Raw genomic sequence first — 18,029 nt, forward strand, 5'->3', positions numbered from 1 at the left:
CAGATCATGAAAGACGCTATTGTCGTGCCGCACGGTGTTGCTCCTCTTTCGTGTCCGGGAACGTCGCCAAACGCTCGAACATGAGTAGAATCAACACCGTGCACCATGTCCACTAAATTTAAACCGGACAGCAGTGGCCTCGTGCCGGGGATCTGCTGCACCAGCTGTAGATGCTCGGGACAGACCCGAGCATGACGACAGAGGAGTTGGCCGACTTTGTCAGCAGTCTAAGCCGGCTCAAGCCGGTTGCGATGCCTCGACGACGGCGAGTGCCGCCATATTGACGACGCCGCGGGAGGTGACAGAGGGGGCGAGGATATGGGCGGGCAGGGCGGTGCCGAGCAGGATCGGGCCGACATGCAGGCCGTCGGTCATCGACTTGACCACGCCGAGGGTGATGTTGGCGGCATCGAGGTTCGGGAAGACCAGGAGGTTCGCCTCATCGTGCAGCGTCGTGTCCGGCATGACGCGCTTGCGCAGCGCTTCGGTGATGGCGCTTTCGCCGTGCATCTCGCCATCGACCTCAAGGTCGGGTGCAGCATCGCGCACGAGCTGCAGGGCGTTGCGCATCTTCGTCGCGCTTTCGGACTCACGCGAACCGAAATTGGAATGCGAGACCAGGGCGGCGCGCGGCGTGAGGCCGAAACGGCGGATTTCCTCGGCCGCTAGCACTGTCGCCTCGGCGACCTCCTCGGCGGTCGGATTAAAGGTGACATAGGTGTCGGTGAAGAAGGTGGCGCCGCGCTGCGAAATCATCAGGCTGAGGGCTGAGAAATCGCGGACATCCTTGCGCTTGCCGATGATCAGGCGGACGTCGCGAAGATGCTTCTCGTAACGGCCTTCCAGGCCGCAGATCAGCGCATCGGCCTCGCCGCGCCTCAGCGCCAACGCGCCGATGACTGTCGTGTTGGTGCGCACGATCGTGCGGGCAGCTTCCGGGATGACGCCGCGGCGGCCGACGAGGGAGAAATAGAGATCGACATATTCGCGGAAGCGCGGATCGTCTTCCGGATTGATGACTTCGAAATCCTGCAGCGGGCGGATGCGCAGGCCGTAGCGCTTCAGGCGCGTCTCGATGACTTGCGGGCGGCCGATCAGGATCGGTTCGGCAAGGCCTTCTTCGAGCAGCACCTGGGCGGCGCGCAGCACGCGCTCGTCCTCGCCTTCGGAAAAGATGACGCGCTTGCGCTCGGCGGCCTTGGCCGCAGTGAAGATCGGCTTCATGACGAAGCCGGAGCGGAAGACGAAGCGGTTCAGCTGGTCGAGATAGGCGTCGAAATCCTGGATCGGGCGGCGTGCCACGCCGCTCTGTTCGGCGGCTTTGGCGACTGCAGGTGCGATGCGCAGGATCAGGCGCGGATCGAAGGGCGAGGGGATCAGGTAATCGGGGCCGAAGACCGGGGTCTCGCCGGAATAGGCACGCGCGGCAACATCGGACGGCTCTTCGCGGGCAAGGGCTGCGATGGCGCGCACGGCCGCCATCTTCATCTCCTCGTTGATCGTCTCGGCGCCGCAATCGAGCGCGCCGCGGAAGATATAGGGAAAGCAGAGGACGTTGTTGACCTGGTTGGCGAAATCCGAGCGACCGGTGCAGATCATCGCGTCGGGGCGGGCGGCACGGGCGAGATCGGGCATGATCTCCGGCGTCGGATTGGCAAGCGCCATGATCAGCGGCTTGTCGGCCATCTGCGCCAGCAGTTCCGGCTTCAGGACGCCAGCGGCCGAGAGGCCCAAAAAGACGTCGGCGCCGCCGATGTTTTCGGCGAGCGTGCGCGTCTCGCTCTTTTGGGCATAGATGGATTTCCATTCGTCCATCAACTCGGTGCGGCCCTCATAGACGAGGCCTTCGAGATCGTGGACCCAGATGTTTTCGCGTCTTGCCCCGAGAATGACAAGCAGGTTGAGGCAGGCAAGGGCGGCAGCACCGGCGCCGGAGGCGACGATCTTGATGTCGGCGATGTTCTTGCCGGCGAGTTCCAGCCCGTTCAGGATCGCGGCGGCGACGATGATTGCCGTGCCGTGCTGATCGTCGTGGAAGACGGGGATCTTCATCTTTTCGCGCAGGCGACGCTCGACCTCGAAACATTCCGGCGCCTTGATGTCTTCAAGGTTGATGCCGCCGAAGGTCGGCTCCAGCGAGGCGATGGTTGAGACCATCTGGTCGACGGCTGCGGCATCGATCTCGATATCGAAGACGTCGATGCCGGCGAATTTCTTGAAGAGCACCGCCTTGCCCTCCATGACCGGCTTGGAAGCAAGCGGACCAATATTGCCGAGGCCGAGCACGGCGGTGCCGTTGGAGATAACGGCGACGAGATTGGCGCGCGAGGTATATTCGGCCGCCATTTCGGGATTGTCGCGGATGGCAAGGCAAGGGGCCGCAACACCGGGCGAATAGGCGAGCGCCAAGTCGCGCTGGTTGCCGAGCGGCTTGGTCGCCTGGATTTCCAGCTTGCCGGGGCGGGGATAGCGGTGGAAGAAAAGCGCCTGTTCGTCGAGATCGCCGCTCGTCAGGTTCTTTTCCGTCTTCGATTTTTCCAGGTGATCCATCGCCGCCTCCGTGCACGTCTTTTGAGCTCCCTCCATACATCAATCGGATACGGGCGACAGTATGGAAATGAGGGATGGAAGAAGTTTTCGTGAGGTGGGCAGAGGGGTGTATCCACGCCGTGACCATTCGGCCTTCAAGCAGCCGCCGCAGCTAATCCTTTTGGGGAAACTTGTTTGACGACCTCAACAGGAGCAGGATGCCGGCCGCGACGGTGCGGGGCGCCGGTCGCATGGAGGAAATCATGGACAATTTGAACCTCACGACCCTGCAAAAGGGGCAGACGATGGTCAATGACGTGGCCATCGATGCTTTTGCCGCCGGATTTCGCGGCAGTCTCCTGACCAGCAAAGACATGGATTACAACGAGGCGCGGGCGATCTGGAATGGGATGATCGACCGCCGGCCCGGGCTTATCGCGCGCTGCGCGGGCGCCGCCGATGTCGTGCGGGCGGTGCGGTTTGCACGCGACAATAATCTGCTCGTTTCGGTGCGTGGCGGCGGACACGGCATCGCCGGCAATGCCGTCTGCGAAGGCGGTGTGGTCATCGACCTGTCTGCGATGAAATCGGTGCGGGTCGATCCGAAGACGCGTCGCGCCAGGATCGAGCCGGGAGCCACGCTTGCCGATGTCGACCAGGAAACGCTGGCCTTCGGGCTGGTGCTGCCGACCGGCATCAATTCCACCACCGGCATCGCCGGCCTGACGCTCGGCGGCGGTTTCGGCTGGCTGACCCGCAAATTCGGGCTGACGCTCGATAATCTGCTTTCGGTTGATGTGGTGACGGCCGATGGCGAACTGGTCAAGGCGAGCGAGACGGAAAAACCGGACCTCTTCTGGGCGCTGCGCGGCGGCGGCGGCAATTTCGGCGTCGTCACATCCTTTGAATTCAAACTCAACCCTCTCAACACAGAAGTTCTCGCCGGGCTGGTGGTACATCCCTTCGCCGATGCGGAGAAGGTGCTGAGGGAATACCGGCAGGCGCTGGACGCGGCACCCGATGAGCTGACCTGCTGGGTGGTGATGCGGCAAGCGCCGCCGCTGCCCTTCCTTCCCGCGGAATGGCACGGCAAGGAAATCGTCGTGCTCGCCATGTGTTATTGCGGAGACATCACGGCGGGCGAAAAGGCGACGGCCAGATTGCGCGCGATCGGAAATCCGATTGCCGACGTTGTCGGCCCGGTGCCGTTCACCGGCTGGCAACAGGCATTCGATCCGCTGTTGACACCGGGCGCGCGCAATTACTGGAAGAGCCAGGATTTTGCCTCTCTCTCAGATGTCGCGATCGAGGTTCTGCTCAAGGCCGTGCGCAAGCTGCCCGGCCCGGAATGCGAGATCTTCATCGGCCATGTCGGCGGTGCGGCTGGCCGCGTGGCCACCGAAGCCACCGCATTTCCACAACGCAGCTCGCATTTCGTCATGAATGTGCATGCGCGCTGGCGGGAAGCCGGGATGGATGGAAGCTGCATAGGCTGGGCGCGGGATCTGTTCGAGGCAACCAAGCCGCATTCGGTCGGCACGGCCTACATCAATTTCATGCCCGAAGACGAAGGCGATCGCGTCGAGACCGCCTATGGCGCCAACTACGCTCGCCTTGCCGAGATCAAGCGGCGCTACGATCCGAACAATCTGTTCCGGATGAACCAGAATGTTAAACCGATGGCGGCAGTGCGAGCTGCCTAGCCCCGCCGATCCCGCGCTCGGATGATATAGTCGGGCGCGGGATGAGGCGCCAATCACTTGTCACCCCTCGGTGAGTTCGATCAATTCACGCAGCAGAACCGCGTCGTCGGACGCGGCATGGCCGTCAGGCCGTAAAACATGGGCAAGCCATGCGCCGTCCGCCGCCAGGCGAACGATCTCGAGCCGCATTCCCATGTCGGTTTCGGCGTGCCTGATGAGCCGGTCGTTCATCCATCTGTGCCAGAGGCTCTTGGAGTAGGGGTCGGCGAGCACCGTCATCGTCTGCGCCGACCACGGGCTGTTGTTGAGGGCGCGGTCGGCAAACAGGGTGCGGACATAGGCGCGGGTGAATGTGCCGTGGCCGCCCTTATCCTTTTCCAGTTCTCCATCGATCTCACGGTCGAGGTTTTCCATCATGCCGTCGAACACGGCCTCTATAAGCGCCTGCTTATTTGGGAAGTGGTGAAACAGACCTCCCTTGGTCACGCCGGCGGCACTCGCGACCGCCTGCAGGCTGACGGCGGCGAGACCATGCTCGAGCGCCAGCTTGGTGGCGCAATCGAGAAGAGCCTGCCGCACGACGTCCGGCTGTTTCTTTCTGTTGCGGGGGCTATCTACCAATGCATGACCTGTGTTCGAGAAGCTTCGCGCCGAGGCGGCCCGAGAAAGATCAGTATCACTCCCGGGATCGCTGGGCCATGGGAGTTCCGATCATGATAGTGCTATCATACCTACCGGTAGGTATCTTGTAATGCAAAATAAGATCGACTATCTGTCGGCTGAGGAGGCCCGCCGAACGTCATTTCGGCGGGCTGCGCTTTTTTGGACCCCAGCGGGACCAGCAGGAAGGCTAATGAACATGCTTTTTCGAACGAAATCATTGCGTTATACGCTTGTCCTGGCGCTCATATTCGGTGCCGGCCTGCCGGCTTACGCGCAGGAAGGCGGCGCGATGCCGCCAGCAGCCGTCAGCGTCCTGACGCTCAATGCGCGTCCGGTTCCCGTTATCAGCGAGCTGCCGGGCCGCATCGCCGCGACGCGCGTTTCGGAGGTGCGGGCCAGAGTTTCCGGCATCCTGCAGGAACGGATCTTCGAGCAGGGCAGCCTCGTTCATCAGGGCGACGTGCTTTACCGGATCGATCCGGCGCTTTTCCGGGTCCGCGTGGCGAGTGCCGAGGCAAGCCTCGAGCGCGCCAGGGCGACGCAGATGAATGCCCGCCAGCAGTTGGAGCGGCAGAAATCGTTGCGCGACCGCGATGTTGCAAGCGGTATCGAATACGATGCGGCAGCCGTCGCCCTTGCCCAGGCCGATGCCGATGTCGCGCTGGCGCAGGCCGCACTCGACGAAGCGAAGATCAATCTCGGCTATACCGAAGTCCGCGCACCGATATCAGGCATCATCGGCGGCGCGCTGGTGACGGAAGGCGCGCTGGTGACGGCCGACGCCGGCGATGCGCTGGCGATGATCCAGCAGATCGACCCAGTTTATGCCGACTTCACGCAATCCTCCGGAGATCTGCTGGCGCTGAAGCGGGCGGTCGAGAACGGCAGCCTCACATCGACCGAACCAGGCAAGGCCGATATCAAACTCGTCTTCGACGACGGCACGGTCTATGGCGAAGCCGGCAAGCTGCTCTTCAGCAGCGCCAGCGTCGATGCGACGACGGGCCAGGTCACCCTCCGCGGTGAATTCCCAAATCCCAAGGGCGATCTGCTGCCGGGTCTTTACATCAGGGTCCGCATCGAACAGGCCGTCCGTGAGAAGGCAATCCTCATCCCGCAGCGCGCCGTCATCCGCACGGCCGATGGCAAGGCGCAGGTCTATGTCGTCCAGGAGGGAGACGTAGCACAGCCGCGTGACGTGGAGCTCGGTCAATCCTTCGGCAATGAATGGGTGGTCGAAAGCGGCCTGTCATCAGGTGAGCGTCTCGTTGTCGACGGCAGCCAGAAACTGCAGCCGGGCGCAAAGGTCGCGCCGGAAGAGTGGCGGGATGGTCAGCTCGCGTCCGGTGACGCCAAGAAGCCGGAGTAAGATCGATGGCACGTTTCTTTATCGATCGCCCGATCCTTGCCTGGGTCTTTGCGATCTTCATCTCCCTCGCCGGCCTGATCGCGCTGCCGTTCCTGCCGGTCGCGCAATATCCGAAGGTCGCGCCGCCGCAGCTCAGCATCACCACGAGCTATCCCGGCGCATCGCCGCAGGACATCTATCAGGGCGTCACTCGCCAGATCGAAGAAGAGCTGAATGGGGTCGAGCACCTTTCCTATTTCGAGTCGACCTCCGATACATCGGGTGCGATGACCATCACCGCGACCTTTGCGGCAGGCACCGATATCGACCAGGCCTCGGTCGACGTTCAGAACGCCATCCGCCGCGTCGAACCGCGACTGCCGCAATCCGTCAAGGATCAGGGCATCACGGTCGAGGAGGCATCGTCCGGCTTCCTGATGTTCATCTCGCTGACATCGACGGATGGGAAGACCGACGAGGTGGCGCTCGGCGACTATCTCAACCGAAACGTCATCGGCGAGCTGCGCCGTCTCGAGGGCGTTGGCCGCGCCCAGCTGTTTGCGTCGCAGCGGGCGATGCGCATCTGGATCGATCCCGACAAGATGGTTGGCCTGAACCTCACAGCATCCGACATCAGCGCGGCGATCTCGGCACAGAACGCCCAGGTCGCGGCTGGCCAGATCGGTGCGGCACCCAATCCGATCTCGCAGGACCTGACGGCGACGGTGCTGGTGAAGGGGCAACTGACCGACATCGAGGAGTTCGGAGACATCGTGCTGCGCGCCAATGCCGACGGATCGAACGTCAGGCTGCGCGACGTTGCGCGCATCGAAGAGGGCAGCGAGAGCTACAGCTTCTCGACCCGCTTGAACGGGCAGCCAAGTGCCGCCATTGCCATCCAGCTGTCGTCGACGGGCAATGCCGTCAACACCTCCAACCTGGTCAAGGCGAAGATGGAGGAGCTGTCACGCTTCTTCCCTGACGGCGTCGAATATTCCGTTCCCTATGATACCAGCCCGTTCGTCTCGGCATCGATCGAGAAGGTGGCGCATACACTCGCAGAAGCCGTCGCGCTCGTCTTCGTCGTCATGCTCATCTTCTTGCAGAGCTTCCGCTACACCATCATTCCAACGCTCGTCGTGCCCGTCGCGCTGCTCGGGACGCTTGCCGTCATGTTTGCCGCAGGCTTCTCGATCAACGTGCTGACGATGTTCGCGATGGTGCTTGCCATCGGCATTCTCGTCGACGACGCCATCGTGGTGGTGGAAAACGTCGAGCGGCTGATGGCGGTGGAAGGGCTGTCACCGAAGGAAGCGACCAAGAAGGCGATGCGGCAGATCACCGGCGCGATCCTCGGGATTACGCTGGTTCTCTCCTGCGTCTTCGTTCCAATGGCGTTCTTCCCGGGTTCCACAGGCATCATCTACCGTCAGTTCAGCCTGACCATGGTCGTATCCATCCTGTTTTCGGCCTTCCTGGCGCTGTCGCTGACCCCGGCGCTTTGCGCAACCTTCCTGAAGCCGATCAAGGGTCATCACGAGAAGAAAGGCATTGCCGGCTGGTTCAACCGCAACTTCGACCGGCTGACAGGCCGTTATGCCCGCACCGTCGAGGGACTGGCCAAGCGTTCCTGGCGGGTCATGGCCGTCTATGTCGCGCTGCTCATCGGCCTCGGTTATCTTTTCGTCAACCTGCCGAGCAGCTTCGTGCCGGATGAGGATCAGGGCTTCCTGATCGTCGACGTGCAGGGACCGCCGGAGGCGAGCCGCAACCGCACGGTGGCCTCGCTTGAAAGCATCGAAGCGATCTTCAAGAAGGAGCCGGCCGTTGCCAACGTCGTTGCGATCCAGGGCTTCAGCTTCTCGGGGCAGGGACCGAACGCCGCCCTGGTGTTCGTCACGCTCAAGGACTGGGCCGAACGCGGCGCCGGCAATTCGGTACAGGAGATCTCCAACCGCGCCAACATGCAGCTATTTGGGCTGAAGGACGCCACATCCTTCGCGCTGTCGCCGCCGCCGATCGAAGGGTTCGGCACGACCAACGGCTTCACCTTCCGCCTTCAGGATCGCGGGGGGAAAGGCCAGGCGGCACTGACCGAGGCGGCGGGAATGCTGATCGGCAAGGCATCGCAGAACCCCATCATATCAGGCATCCGACCGGAAGGTATGCCTGACTCGGCCCAGCTCGTGCTCGTCATCGATCGCGAGAAGGCAAATACATTCGGCGTTGCCTTCGCCGACATCAACAGCACGATCACCGCCAATCTCGGCTCGAGCTATGTCAACGACTTCCCGAATTCGGGCCGCATGCAGCGCGTCATCGTGCAGGCGCAGGACAAGAGCAGACTGCAGGCGGAAGACCTGATGAAGCTCAATGTCCGCAATGCGAGCGGCGGTATGGTGCCCCTATCGTCCTTTGCCGTCGCCGAATGGCAGAAGGGACCGGCGCAGATCGTCGGTTATAACGGCTACCCTTCCGTGCGTATCTCTGGCGCTCCGGCACCCGGATATTCGTCGGGGGCGGCGATTACCGAAATGGAGCGGCTGGCCTCAGAACTTCCCGACGGCTTCGGCTTCGAATGGACCGGCCAGTCGCTGGAGGAGCTCAGATCGGGATCGCAGGCGCCGTTCCTGTTCGGCCTCAGCATCCTTTTCGTCTTCCTGCTGCTGTCGGGGCTTTACGAGAGTTGGTCGATCCCGTTGTCGGTAATGCTGGTCGTGCCGCTTGGCGTCATCGGCTGCGTGCTCGCGGTGATGAGCCGCGACATGTCCAACGACATTTACTTCAAGGTCGGTCTGATCGCGATCATCGGACTGTCGGCGAAGAACGCCATCCTGATCGTCGAATTCGCCAAGGACGGTTTTGCCGAGGGCAAATCGCTGATGGAGGCCGCAATCGAAGGCGCCCGTCTGCGCTTCCGGCCGATCGTCATGACCTCGCTCGCCTTCACTTTGGGCGTGGTGCCTCTGGCGATCGCCACCGGGCCAAGTGCGGCGAGCCAGAATGCCATCGGCACGGGCGTGCTCGGCGGCATGATCTCGGCGACGGTGCTGGCGATCTTCTTCGTTCCCGTCTTCTTCGCCTTCGTGCTGCGTCTCTTGAGGACGAAGCGGCCGGAGACTGTGAACGAGGAGGCGCCGGCCGGGCAGGAGCCGGCAACCGTCGCGTCGCCGACCTGAGGTGAAGAATTGGCGGGTTGCCTTACCCGACCCGCCACACCTTTGCGCCGGTCCGATTTCAGGAATTATGCAGTCGGCTTCGGCGTGATCGTCACGTCGGCGCCATAGGCATCGCGCAGTTCGCCTTCCTGTCCCGGCTGCCGGTCGGCGGCCTGATGCAGCAGGATCGATTCGTATCCTTGCGAGCGCGTCCCCTCGATCAGCGTGATATCGGCGTTTCCAGGATTGTCGGAGCGCTCGAACCACTCGACAGGGCGGTGCAGGAAGTTCATTTCGACCGCCCGGTTGGTGACGCCATGACCGACGATCACGAGGTTGTGGTCGCTATTTTCGGCGTCGTGCATGACGGTCTGGAGGAACAGGCGCACCCGCTGAGCCACATCCGCCCGGCTTTCGCCGTCCGGCGGCCGTGCGTAGAATTTGCCGCTGTTGCTGCGCAGCCTTGCCCATTTTTCGAACTCCTCGGGAAACTTCTGCTTCTGTTCGGCGTGGTCGTAGATTTCGGTGAAGAGACCGAAATCCTGCTCGCGCAGCAGATAATCCTCCCTGATATCGCCGACGAAGCTTTCCGGCAGGGCTTCGAGCAGCGCATCCTTGCTCTGCCGGGTCCTGAGAAAGGGCGAGTACCAGATATGCAGCTTACCGAAACCCGCGCTCGGCAATGCCTTGAGATAGGAGGCGATCACGCTGCCTGCTTCGAGAGCCTGCCGATGGCCCCACCGCGTCAGCGGCACATTGTGATCGCCGAATTGGCGGTAGGCCTGTTCGTTGATATTGCCGAGGGATTCGCCATGGCGAACGAGAAAAAGACGCATCAGCCATCCCGCATTGTCGGATATGAATCGCCGCCATCATGAACGCCCTGAATGCGCAGGGCAACATGGCCGGCAGGCCTGGCGTCGACGGCCATGCTGCCCGCGCGGCGACGGCCATCCGGCCGCGCGGAATGATCGGGTTTGCAGCGCTTTTCCCCAGCTTGTCATCTTCCTGAAACACGAGTCTGGTTTTGGAAGGTTAGATGAAAGATGGGACATGAGCGGCAGCTCGTGAAAGACATGATGGAACCCAGACATTTCCGCACGCTCTTCATTTCCGATGTCCATCTCGGCTCGAAGGCCGCGAAGGCCGATTTCCTGCTGGATTTCCTGCGCTACCACGAGGCCGATACGATCGTGCTCGTCGGGGACATTGTCGACGGCTGGCGCCTGAAGCGCAGCTGGTACTGGCCGCAGGTCTGCAACGATGTCGTCCAGAAACTGTTGCGCAAGGCGCGCAAGGGCACGCGTGTCGTCTATATTCCCGGCAATCACGACGAATTCCTGCGCGCCTTCCCAGGCATGCATTTCGGTGGCATCGAGGTCGTCGAGCGCATGATGCATGACGGCGCCGACGGCAAGAAATACCTGATCCTGCACGGCGACGAGTTCGACGTCGTGGTCCGCAACGCCCGGCTGCTCGCCTATCTCGGCGACTGGGCCTATGACACGGCGATCCGCATCAACATCATCCTGGCGGCGGTGCGCCGCCGGCTCGGCATGCCCTACTGGTCGTTCTCGGCCTGGGCGAAGCTGCAGGTCAAGCATGCCGTCAATTTCATCGGCGAATTCGAGCGCGTCGTGGCCGAGGAAGCCCGCAAAAACGGCGCCGACGGCGTGATCTGCGGACATATCCATCATGCCATCATCCAGGATATGGACGGTATCCGCTACATCAACACCGGCGATTGGGTGGAAAGCTGCACGGCTGTCGCCGAGCACGAGGATGGCACCTTCGAACTGATCACCTGGCGCTCGCTCGCCAGCAGTGTGCCGGCACTTGCCGCTATCGAAATGCATGACGAGGGCGAACTGGCCCCGCAAGCCGCCTGATTTTGGCACCCGCGCTTTACAGCGCCGCGCGTCTTTCGGACGCGCAAAGGACGCCGTAGCACGTTGAAATTTTGCAGTAGGAATTTAGCCGTTACCGTCAGGCGACAGGCCCTATTTATTTTCTAAAACGTTTCAGGACGGCTATTTCTCGCAATAGTCGCCTCAAGGGTGGTGTGTTAGGACAACGACGAGTTTCCTTCAGGTCCATCCATGATTCCCGCTCAAAATTCCCCGACGGGTGAGGGAGCGCCGCCGCGCTTCCGGCTGCTCAGTGCGCTTTCCTATTGCGCGCCGCTGCTCGTCAACGGCATCGTTCTGCCGTTCTTCCCCGTCTGGCTTGCGGGCCACAGCTTCAGCGACCACGAAATCGGTGTGATCCTGGCCGTTCCGATGGTGGTGCGCGTGCTGGTGGCGCCTGTTGTCGCCATGATCGCCGACCGGATGAAGGAGCGCGCCGACGTGCTGCTCTGGTCAGGCAGCCTGTCGCTGCTGACGGCAGTAGCACTCTACTGGACGACGACTTTCTGGCCTGTCTTCATCGTCTTTACGCTGCAGGGCGCCACCTTCGCGCCCTATGTGCCGGTCGTCGAATCGATCGTCATATCTGGCGTGCGCCGCTGGGGTCTCGATTACGGATCGATGCGGGTCTGGGGCTCGATTGCTTTCATCGTTTCGACGCTGGTTGGCGGCGAATTCATCAACCAGTGGGGCGGGGGGATGGTGCTGCCGATCATGGTGTTCGGCTTTATCATGACCGTGGTCATGGCGATCTTCTGCCCGCGCATCGGGCCGACGCGGCGGCGAGGCCAGCCGATCGATCTTCCGGCCGCCACCGGCAGCGGCCTGCGTGAGCCGCACCTGATGCTGCTCTTGATCGGCGTCGCCATCCAGCAATCGAGCCATGCGGTGCTCAACGCCTTCTCCTCGATCTACTGGCATCACCTCGGTTTTTCCGGTACCGAGGTCGGCCTGCTCTGGAGTGCCGGCGTTGCTTCGGAAGTGACAGTGTTCTTTCTGTCGAAGCGCCTCAGCCGGCGCTTCAATGCCTGGACGCTTATCCGCTTCGGCTGCGCCATCAGCGTCTGTCGCTGGATCCTGTTTCCGATGAATACGGGATTTGCCGGTTTCTTCCTGTTGCAATGTTTCCACGGCTTCACCTACGCCTTCGTGCATACCGGCGTGCAGCGGCGGATCGTGGCGACGGTGCAGGAGACGCAGGAATCCTCGGCGCAGGGCGCCTATTTCTTCTATGTCGGCATGGCGATGGCGCTGATGACCCTGGCGTCGGGTTATCTCTATGCCTGGCTCGGCGTCGTCAGCTATTACGTCATGGCCGTGGTGGCGTTCACCGGCCTCGGCCTCGTCATCTCAGCCTATTACCTTCAGCCCCAGAGCGCGGTCTCGGGCGGAAAGACCAGGGAAGCGGCGTAGCGCAGGCCGGGTTCGCGGTCGCGGGCAAGCAGCAGCGGGCCGTCGAGATCGACGAAATCGGCGTTCTGGGCGAGTAATACTGCGGGCGCCATGGCAAGCGAGGTGCCGACCATGCAGCCGATCATGATGCTGAATCCAAGCCGTTCGGCCTCGGCCTTCATCGACAGCGCCTCCGTCAGGCCGCCGGTCTTGTCGAGCTTGATGTTGATCGCGTCGTAGCGGTCGGCAAGGCTTGCGAGATCGCCGGTGTGGTGGACGCTCTCATCGGCGCAGACGAGGAGCGGGCGGCGGATTTCGGCGAGCAGCCCATCGCGGCCGGCCGGCAGCGGCTGCTCGACGAGGGCGATGCCTACTTCTGCGGCGAAATGGAGATGACGCTCCAACACCGCTTCCGGCCAGCCTTCATTGGCGTCGAGGATGATTTCGGCATCGGGCGCGGCGGCGCGGACGGCGCGGATGCGGCTTTCATCGTCGCCAGTGCCGACCTTGACCTTCAGCAGGGCACGGCCGGCATGCGCGCGCGCCCGGGCGGCCATCACCTCCGGTTCACCGAGCGAGATGGTGTAGGCGGTGGTGAGCGGCTGCGGAGCGGAAAGGCCGAGGCGGGCGGCGACGCTGTCTCCCGTCCGCTTCGCCTCAAGATCCCAGAGGGCGCAATCGACGGCGTTGCGGGCCGCACCCGGCGGCATGGCCGACTGCAGATCGCGGCGCGAGATGCCGGCCTCGATCAGCGGTCGCGCCGCTTCGATCTGGGCGAAAACGCTCTGCATGGTCTCGCCGTAGCGGCGATAAGGCACGCATTCGCCAAGCCCCTGCGCACCCGCTTCGACAAGCGTGCAGGTGATGACCTCGGCTTCGGTCTTTGCCCCGCGCGAGATGGTGAAGGTCCCGGCAATCGGAAAGGAATTCATCTGGATATCGAGGGTGCGCGGCATTATTGCTCTCCTGCGAGCATGGAAATTGCACGGTGCTTCTGTATATTGACGCGCCGGGCGACGAACGATCTGCTTCGCGATTCGGCAATGTCGCTATAAGCCTTGAAAGACACAAGTATCTTGAACGCCGAGAATCGCAACGCCGCCTCACTTGATGTGAACGACCAGGCTGATGGCTCGGGACAGCGTGTGCGTCTTCAGGGAAATTGGCGCAGCGCCTACATCCATCTGGTGCTGCGCGATTTCGACAAGCTCCTGCAGAAGAAGACCGGCGACCTGACGGTAGACCTCTCGGACATATCGGAGATCGACACTGCCGGCATCTGGCTGCTGTGCCGGCTGAAAAAGCAAGAAGAGGCCGGCGGGCGTACGGTTCGCTTCGAAGGCACCAACCCGCATATCGACGAAATGCTCGAGATGTTTTCCGAGGAGCCGGCCAAGCCCGAGCCGGAACAGGCGGAGAAAGTCTCGCTTGCCGCGCGCATCTTCGCGCCGATCGGCAAGATGACCTATGAGGTCTGGGACAATTTCGCCGCCGCCATGTATATCCTCGGCTCGGCGGTGCGCGGCGCGCAGATGAAGTTCGGCCGCGGCAGCGGCGTTTCGCCGGCCTCCATCGTCAACCAGATCGACCATATGGGCGTTCGCGCTGTTCCGATCATTCTGTTGATGTCGTTCCTGATCGGGGCGATCATCGCCCAGCAGGGCGCCTTCCAGCTGCGCTATTTCGGCGCCGAGGTTTTCGTCGTCGATCTCGTCGGCATCCTGCAATTACGCGAAATCGGCGTGCTTCTGACCTCGATCATGATCGCCGGCCGTTCGGGCAGCGCCATCACCGCCGAAATCGGTTCGATGAAGATGCGCGAGGAGATCGACGCGCTGAAAGTGATGGGCCTGAACCCGATCGGCGTGCTGATCTTCCCGCGGCTGGTGGCGCTGACCATTGCGCTGCCACTTTTGACGGTGCTGGCGAATTTCGCTTCGCTGGGAGGGGCTGCCGCTGTCGCCTGGGGCTATTCCGGCATCACCTTCGCCAACTTCCTGTCGCGACTGCACGAGGCGGTGACGCTGTCGACGGTGCTCTCAGGCATGATCAAGGCGCCGTTCATGGCGCTGGTCATCGGCATCGTTGCCGCCGTCGAGGGGTTGAAGGTTGGCGGCAGCGCGGAATCGCTCGGCCAGCATGTCACGGCCTCGGTGGTGAAAGCGATTTTCGTCGTCATCCTGATGGACGGGCTTTTTGCGATGTTCTATGCAGCGATCGACTTTTAGCATGGCGGACCGCGTGGACGAGAAACCGATCGATACGGAAGACAAGGACGAAAGGGACATCGTGCTGTCGGCGCGCGACGTCACCGTCGGCTTCGGCTCCAAGGTCGTGCTCGACAATCTGAACCTCAATATTTACCGCGGCGAGATACTCGGTTTCGTCGGTGCGTCGGGCACCGGCAAATCGGTGTTGATGCGCACGGTGCTCAGGCTGCTGCCGCGCCGCTCCGGCACGATCAAGATCCTCGGCCAGGATTTCGACGAGCTCGATGAGCCGCAGCGCAACGCGCTCGATATGCGGCTCGGCGTACTGTTCCAGCAGGGAGCACTGTTCTCGTCGCTGACGGTCAAGGAGAACATCCAGGTGCCGATGCGCGAATATCTCGACCTGCCGCGCTCGCTGATGGACGAACTGGCGCATCTGAAGATCCGCATGGTCGGGCTCGCGGCTGATGCCGCCGACAAATACCCGTCCGAACTGTCAGGCGGCATGATCAAGCGTGCAGCCCTTGCCCGCGCTCTGGCGCTCGATCCGGAACTCGTCTTCCTGGACGAACCGACCTCGGGCCTCGATCCGATCGGCGCGGCCGAATTCGACGAACTGATCGCCAACCTGCGCGATAGTCTGGGACTGACCGTATATATGGTCACGCACGACCTCGACAGCCTGTTTTCGGTCTGCGACCGTATTGCCGTGCTCGGAAAGAAGCGGGTAATGGTGGAAGGCACGATCGACGATATGCTGGCCTATGACGATCCGTGGGTGCAGGCCTATTTCAAGGGCAAACGTGCGCGGTCGATCGTGCCGCAGGATGATGGCGCGCGGCACGGCAGCAGCGAGAAGTGACCGGATAAGATGGAAACCAAAGCCAATTACACGATTGTCGGTTTTTTCACTGTGCTGGTGATCGCGGCGGCCTTCGGCTTCGTCTACTGGATGGCCGAATATGGCCGAGGCGGCCCGATGACGGAGCTGATCGTTCGTATTCCGGGCTCGGCCAACGGTCTCAGCGTCGGCTCGCCGGTGCGCTTCAACGGCATCCAGATAGGCTCGGTGCAGACGCTGTCGATCGATGCCGACGATCCGCAATATTCGCTGGCCTTCACCCAGGTGCGTACCGATGCGCCGATCTACCCCTCCACCAAGGCCGCCCTTGAAATTCAGGGCTTGACCGGGGCTGCCTATATCGAACTCTCGGGCGGCCGCAAGGGCGAGGAAAGTATACTCCAGCATGCGATCGACAATAACAAACGCGCCGTCATCGTCGCCGACCAGTCGAGCGTCACCAATCTTCTGGCGACCGCCGACAAGATCCTCGATCGGGCCAACGACGCGGTCGGCGAACTTCAGGGTTTCATCGAAGATTCGCGCGGGCCGCTGACCGAGACTTTCAAGAATGCCGAGACGTTCTCGGATGCGCTTGCCAAGAATTCCGGCAATATCGACGCCTTCCTGCAGAGTGTGGGTGAGCTCTCCAATACGGTGAAGGCCGTGTCCGGCCGTGTCGATTCGACGCTTCAGGCCGTCGAATCGCTGATCAAGGCGGTCGATGCGCAGAAGATCGACAACATCGTCTCCAATGCCGAGAAGATCACCGCCAATGTCGCCGATGCCTCAGGCGACCTCAAAGGGGCGATCCAGAAGTTCGACCAGACGGCCACCACCTTCAACGATTTCGGCAAGCAGGCGCAGGCGACGCTCGACCGCGTCGATACGCTCGTTGCCCAGATCGACCCCCAGAAGGTGAAGGGCTCGGTCGACGACATCGCGCAGGCGACCAAGGATGCGCGCGCCGCCGTCGTCTCTATCCGCGATGTCGCCAACACGGTTTCGGCGCGTCAGAAAGATATCGACCAGACGATCCAGGACGTGTCGCAGCTTTCCAACAAGCTGAATTCGGCCTCGACCCGCATAGACGGCATTCTCATCAAGGTCGATGCGCTGCTTGGAACCGACAATACGCAATCGCTGTTCACCGAGGCGCGAAATACGCTGGAATCCTTCAAGAAGGTGGCAGACAACCTGAATTCGCGGATCGGGCCGATCGCCGACAATCTGCAGAAATTCTCGAACGGTGGCTTGCGCGACGTGCAGACTCTCATCAATGACATGCGCGGAACCGTGAGCAATCTGAACGATACGATCACCAACTTCGACCGCAATCCGCAACGCCTGATCTTCGGCGGGGACACGGTCAAGCAATATGACGGCCGGACGCGGCGTTAACTGGGGAAGTCAGGGGTAGCCTAATATGGTCGCATCGCATCTGTTGTCGCGCCGTTCTTGGATCAGGGGAACGGTGATCGCGCTGCCGCTGACGGCGCTGATCCTTTCGGGGTGCGGCACCGCGGCCAAGAACGATACTTATGATCTTTCCGCTGCCGTCGACGGGGGTGGACCCGCGGCCAAATCCCGCCAGATCCTTATCGCCAGCCCTACAGCGCTAAGGTCGCTTGACAGCGAGCAGATCGTCATCCGTGTTTCGCCGTCGGAAATCCAGTATCTCTCGAAGGCGCAGTGGGGCGACAAGCTGCCGCGCATGGTGCAGTCGAAGCTGGTGGAAGCCTTTGAAAACTCCGGCAAGCTCGGCGGCGTCGGCATGCCGGGGCAGGGGCTGGCGATCGACTATCAGGTCGTTACCGATATCCGCTCCTTCGAGATCGATGCTTCGAACGGCAACCAGGCGGTGGTCGAAATCTCCGCCAAGATCCTCAACGACCGCAACGGCTCGGTGCGCGCCCAGAAGGTGTTCCGCGCCATGGCGCCGGCCGGGGGTGACAATCAAGGCTTCGTCAAGGGCCTCGACCACGCCTTCTCCACGGTTGCCTCCGAGATCGTCAGCTGGACGCTGCCCTTGATCTGAACTGGAATTTCGAGGCCGAGGAGACGAGGTTCTCAAGCGGTGGCATCGACCTGCAAGACGACACTTCGAGCCGGTGATCTGTTCGGCCTTCTTGGCGGCGATTCGAAACGAATTGCAGGGTGATCGCGCAAGACCGGCAGCACCTGGAAGTGGCTTTCAGGTAGCCCGTTAGAGCGCCGTGCGTCCTTTCGGACGCATAAAGGACGCTCTCACTCTTTCAATCCTCGCATCGTGCTTTCC

Annotated in this window: 13 protein-coding genes; 9 read left to right on the forward strand and 4 right to left on the reverse strand. The window is 62.0% G+C overall.

Annotated features, from left to right (window positions below; genetic code table 11):
• Nucleotides 1-237: 237 nt before the first annotated feature.
• The gene (locus GFM02_RS19335) at nt 238-2,550 is read right to left on the reverse strand and encodes an NADP-dependent malic enzyme (protein WP_168322456.1); all 2,313 of its coding nucleotides are present in this window, start codon (nt 2,548-2,550) and stop codon (nt 238-240) included.
• Nucleotides 2,551-2,792: 242 nt separating this feature from the next.
• Between GFM02_RS19335 and GFM02_RS19340 the strand changes: the two genes are divergently transcribed.
• Nucleotides 2,793-4,232, forward strand: a complete 1,440-nt coding sequence (locus GFM02_RS19340; RefSeq protein ID WP_168322457.1) for an FAD-binding oxidoreductase — start codon at nt 2,793-2,795, stop codon at nt 4,230-4,232.
• A gap of 60 nt (nt 4,233-4,292) precedes the next feature.
• Here GFM02_RS19340 and GFM02_RS19345 read toward each other — a convergent pair whose 3' ends face one another.
• Nucleotides 4,293-4,853 carry a TetR/AcrR family transcriptional regulator gene (locus GFM02_RS19345; protein WP_168322458.1) on the reverse strand — a complete coding sequence of 187 codons (561 nt, stop codon included), beginning with the start codon at nt 4,851-4,853 and terminating at the stop codon, nt 4,293-4,295.
• Between the two features lie 232 nt (nt 4,854-5,085).
• On the opposite strand from GFM02_RS19345, the gene GFM02_RS19350 reads away from it, so the two are divergent.
• Both GFM02_RS19350 and GFM02_RS19355 read left to right on the forward strand, forming a co-directional pair.
• Nucleotides 5,086-6,264 (forward strand): efflux RND transporter periplasmic adaptor subunit, encoded by a 1,179-nt coding sequence (locus GFM02_RS19350; RefSeq protein WP_020050182.1) that lies wholly within the window; start codon nt 5,086-5,088, stop codon nt 6,262-6,264.
• Nucleotides 6,265-6,269: 5 nt separating this feature from the next.
• On the forward strand, nt 6,270-9,422 hold the full coding sequence (locus GFM02_RS19355) for an efflux RND transporter permease subunit (RefSeq protein ID WP_168322459.1): 3,153 nt from the start codon (nt 6,270-6,272) through the stop codon (nt 9,420-9,422).
• Nucleotides 9,423-9,487: 65 nt separating this feature from the next.
• On the opposite strand, the gene GFM02_RS19360 is transcribed toward GFM02_RS19355, so the two are convergent.
• A complete protein-coding gene (locus tag GFM02_RS19360; RefSeq protein WP_131642422.1) occupies nt 9,488-10,237 on the reverse strand; it encodes a histidine phosphatase family protein in 750 nt (249 codons plus the stop codon).
• 210 nt (nt 10,238-10,447) lie between these two features.
• Between GFM02_RS19360 and GFM02_RS19365 the strand changes: the two genes are divergently transcribed.
• Nucleotides 10,448-11,290: a UDP-2,3-diacylglucosamine diphosphatase gene (locus GFM02_RS19365; RefSeq protein WP_168322460.1), complete on the forward strand. Its 843-nt coding sequence runs from the start codon at nt 10,448-10,450 to the stop codon at nt 11,288-11,290.
• A gap of 210 nt (nt 11,291-11,500) precedes the next feature.
• A complete protein-coding gene (locus tag GFM02_RS19370) occupies nt 11,501-12,721 on the forward strand; it encodes an MFS transporter (protein ID WP_168322461.1) in 1,221 nt (406 codons plus the stop codon).
• On the opposite strand, the gene dgcA is transcribed toward GFM02_RS19370, so the two are convergent.
• Nucleotides 12,673-13,656: an N-acetyl-D-Glu racemase DgcA gene (dgcA, locus tag GFM02_RS19375; RefSeq protein WP_168322462.1), complete on the reverse strand. Its 984-nt coding sequence runs from the start codon at nt 13,654-13,656 to the stop codon at nt 12,673-12,675. The genes GFM02_RS19370 and dgcA overlap by 49 nt on opposite strands.
• A 102-nt stretch (nt 13,657-13,758) precedes the next feature.
• On the opposite strand from dgcA, the gene GFM02_RS19380 reads away from it, so the two are divergent.
• The 4 genes from GFM02_RS19380 to GFM02_RS19395 are packed head-to-tail and all read left to right on the forward strand — an operon-like array spanning nt 13,759 to nt 17,789.
• A complete protein-coding gene (locus GFM02_RS19380; RefSeq protein ID WP_205930383.1) occupies nt 13,759-14,928 on the forward strand; it encodes an MlaE family lipid ABC transporter permease subunit in 1,170 nt (389 codons plus the stop codon).
• A 1-nt stretch (nt 14,929) separates the two neighbouring features.
• Complete coding sequence (locus GFM02_RS19385; RefSeq protein WP_168322464.1) at nt 14,930-15,772, forward strand: ABC transporter ATP-binding protein; 843 nt, start codon at nt 14,930-14,932, stop codon at nt 15,770-15,772.
• 9 nt (nt 15,773-15,781) lie between these two features.
• On the forward strand, nt 15,782-17,152 hold the full coding sequence (locus GFM02_RS19390; protein WP_168322465.1) for an MlaD family protein: 1,371 nt from the start codon (nt 15,782-15,784) through the stop codon (nt 17,150-17,152).
• Between the two features lie 25 nt (nt 17,153-17,177).
• Complete coding sequence (locus GFM02_RS19395) at nt 17,178-17,789, forward strand: ABC-type transport auxiliary lipoprotein family protein (protein ID WP_168322466.1); 612 nt, start codon at nt 17,178-17,180, stop codon at nt 17,787-17,789.
• Nucleotides 17,790-18,029: the final 240 nt, after the last annotated feature.

It is taken from the genome of Rhizobium leguminosarum bv. viciae (assembly GCF_012276115.1).
Taxonomy (GTDB): domain Bacteria; phylum Pseudomonadota; class Alphaproteobacteria; order Rhizobiales; family Rhizobiaceae; genus Rhizobium; species Rhizobium leguminosarum_T.

Coding starts and splice junctions, on each gene's coding strand:
- GFM02_RS19335 (WP_168322456.1), bottom strand. CDS start 2,550: ATGGATCACCTGGAAAAATCGAAGACGGAAAAGAACCTGACGAGCGGC.
- GFM02_RS19340 (WP_168322457.1), top strand. CDS start 2,793: ATGGACAATTTGAACCTCACGACCCTGCAAAAGGGGCAGACGATGGTC.
- GFM02_RS19350 (WP_020050182.1), top strand. CDS start 5,086: ATGAACATGCTTTTTCGAACGAAATCATTGCGTTATACGCTTGTCCTG.
- GFM02_RS19355 (WP_168322459.1), top strand. CDS start 6,270: ATGGCACGTTTCTTTATCGATCGCCCGATCCTTGCCTGGGTCTTTGCG.
- GFM02_RS19360 (WP_131642422.1), bottom strand. CDS start 10,237: ATGCGTCTTTTTCTCGTTCGCCATGGCGAATCCCTCGGCAATATCAAC.
- GFM02_RS19365 (WP_168322460.1), top strand. CDS start 10,448: ATGGGACATGAGCGGCAGCTCGTGAAAGACATGATGGAACCCAGACAT.
- GFM02_RS19370 (WP_168322461.1), top strand. CDS start 11,501: ATGATTCCCGCTCAAAATTCCCCGACGGGTGAGGGAGCGCCGCCGCGC.
- dgcA (WP_168322462.1), bottom strand. CDS start 13,656: ATGCCGCGCACCCTCGATATCCAGATGAATTCCTTTCCGATTGCCGGG.
- GFM02_RS19385 (WP_168322464.1), top strand. CDS start 14,930: ATGGCGGACCGCGTGGACGAGAAACCGATCGATACGGAAGACAAGGAC.
- GFM02_RS19390 (WP_168322465.1), top strand. CDS start 15,782: ATGGAAACCAAAGCCAATTACACGATTGTCGGTTTTTTCACTGTGCTG.
- GFM02_RS19395 (WP_168322466.1), top strand. CDS start 17,178: ATGGTCGCATCGCATCTGTTGTCGCGCCGTTCTTGGATCAGGGGAACG.